The following is a 1,928-nucleotide window of genomic DNA, read 5'->3' as shown; positions in this document are numbered from 1 at the left end:
TGACGCGCGACGCTATTTAGTACCGGTAGGGCGGTATCGAGTACCGACCGGTGCGGATATCGGGTACCGGGGGTAGTTTTTAGGCACTCTTTAGTGGACGGCCCACGCAGTGTGTACGCGTGGGTCGCGTTCACGTGGAAGGAGTGATGGTGGTGACGGATTACCGTGCCATCATGTTTGCCTTGGTTGCCGGGAATCGTTCCTGGAACCAGATTCGAGCCGATTTAGGGGTCTCGAAGTCGACGATTGATAAGGCCAGTCGCGTTGTAAGGGACCATCGACTCGATGCTCGTGGGATTGCTGGATTGTCGAATGCCCAGTTAGAGGAGCTATTTCCGGATAACCGGCGTCGCAACGATGCGGAGTTCCTCGCACCGGATTTCAAAAAGGTTGCTGAGCGGATGGTCTCTGGCAAGCGCGTGACGTTGAAAGTCGCGCACGCCAAGTACCTGGAGTTCCCTGTTGGTACTGGTCAGCGTCATTATTCGTATCGACAGTACTGTTCGCTGTTTGAGCATTATGTCGATGTTCATCAGCTGTCAGCGCCACTGAATCACGATCCCGGTGACGAGCTCATGGTGGACTGGTCGGGCGATGGAATGGTCGTTGTGGATCCTGTCTCAGGCCAGCGGGTTACCGCGCACTTGTTTGTAGCTTCATTGCCGCACTCAGGGATGATGCATGTATCGGCGTGGCCGGATCAAAAAATGCGGTCGTGGCTTTTAGCCCACCGTGCGGCTTTGGAGTATTTCGGTGGTTGTCCGCTGCGGTTGATCCCGGATAACGCGCTCACAGCCACGCAACAGATTTCCTGTGGGCTGCGGGGGCGTATCCCGGTTGCGGAGTATTCTACATTTGCCGATTTCTATCAGATAGGTATTACTGCGGCGAAAGGCTACCGGCCGCGGTATAAGGCGAATGTTGAAAAGGCCGTGGATATTGCCCAGCAATGGTGCGTGGAATACCTCGACGACCAGGAGTTCTACAGTTTCGACATGCTCAATAAGGCCCTCGAGGACCAAAGCGATTTCATCAACGATCGCCGTCCCTTCCGCGGGCAGGATATCTCTCGTCGCCAGTTGTTTGAAGACCATGAGCAACAGCTGCTGCGCCCATTGCCCGACCGGCGGTGGTCGTGGTCGCGGTGGAAGAAGTCCAAGGTCGCAATGAACTACCACATCCGGATCGCCAATCACTGGTATTCAGTGCCGTGGAAGCTAGCGGGCAAGTTCGTCGACGTGCAACTTTTTGATGACTATCTGGATGTCTTCTACGACGGTGAGATTGTTGCTTCACATCGTATTGCCCCTGCTAATTATGGCTACTCCACCTTGGATGAGCATGTCCCCGACAACCATAAGGACTTAAACACCCAGTGGAACCGGCAACGCTTGGAAGACTGGGCGAAAAGTATTGGGACCGCGACAGCACAGCTCATCGGCCAGATGTTTAACGCTCGTAAAGTCGAAGCCCAAGCATATTCTAGCGTTCTGGGCGTACTGAACCTATCGAAGGATTACTCCCGAATCGAACTCGAACAAGCCTGTGGTCAGCTGTTATCGCGCAAAGCAGTCCCCAGCGTCAACAAAGTAGCCCAAGAGCTCAAGGATCTAAAACAGGCCGCAGCACAGGCGTATTTGCCCACCGATGTACCACTGTCGACGGCCATCGACACTACGCGTGCGCACCGCCAACAGCCCACGGCGGACACGCCGGACTCTGTGTCGCATGTACGCGGGGCCGGGGCGTTTGCCTTCACTGATAAAGAATGGAAGGTATAGCCATGGCTCTTACCGATGAAGACTTCGAACTGCTCGGTTCTCTTCGCGGGATGCGTGTGTTTGCCACGACGCTGCAGGAGATCGTCAACGATCCCAGTCGTGACTTGGACTCCTTTGAAGACAAGATCAAAGAAGCTCTCGATGCTC

Annotated in this window: 1 protein-coding gene; it reads left to right on the top strand. The window is 54.9% G+C overall.

Annotated elements, in window-relative coordinates; genetic code table 11:
• Positions 1 to 146 precede the first annotated feature (146 nt).
• The gene (gene istA / locus MHX65_RS11455; RefSeq protein WP_239270169.1) at positions 147 to 1,781 is read left to right on the top strand and encodes an IS21 family transposase; all 1,635 of its coding nucleotides are present in this window, start codon (positions 147 to 149) and stop codon (positions 1,779 to 1,781) included.
• The last annotated feature ends 147 nt before the right edge of the window (positions 1,782 to 1,928 follow it).

The organism is Corynebacterium sp. ACRPS (assembly GCF_022346005.1).
Classification (GTDB): domain Bacteria; phylum Actinomycetota; class Actinomycetes; order Mycobacteriales; family Mycobacteriaceae; genus Corynebacterium.
The sequence above is the reverse complement of the archived record's forward strand: the minus strand, read 5'-3'. Positions and strand labels throughout refer to the sequence as shown.

Bases quoted from the DNA above. Each gene is read 5' to 3' on its own strand.
- istA (WP_239270169.1), top strand. From the start codon at position 147: ATGGTGGTGACGGATTACCGTGCCATCATGTTTGCCTTGGTTGCCGGG.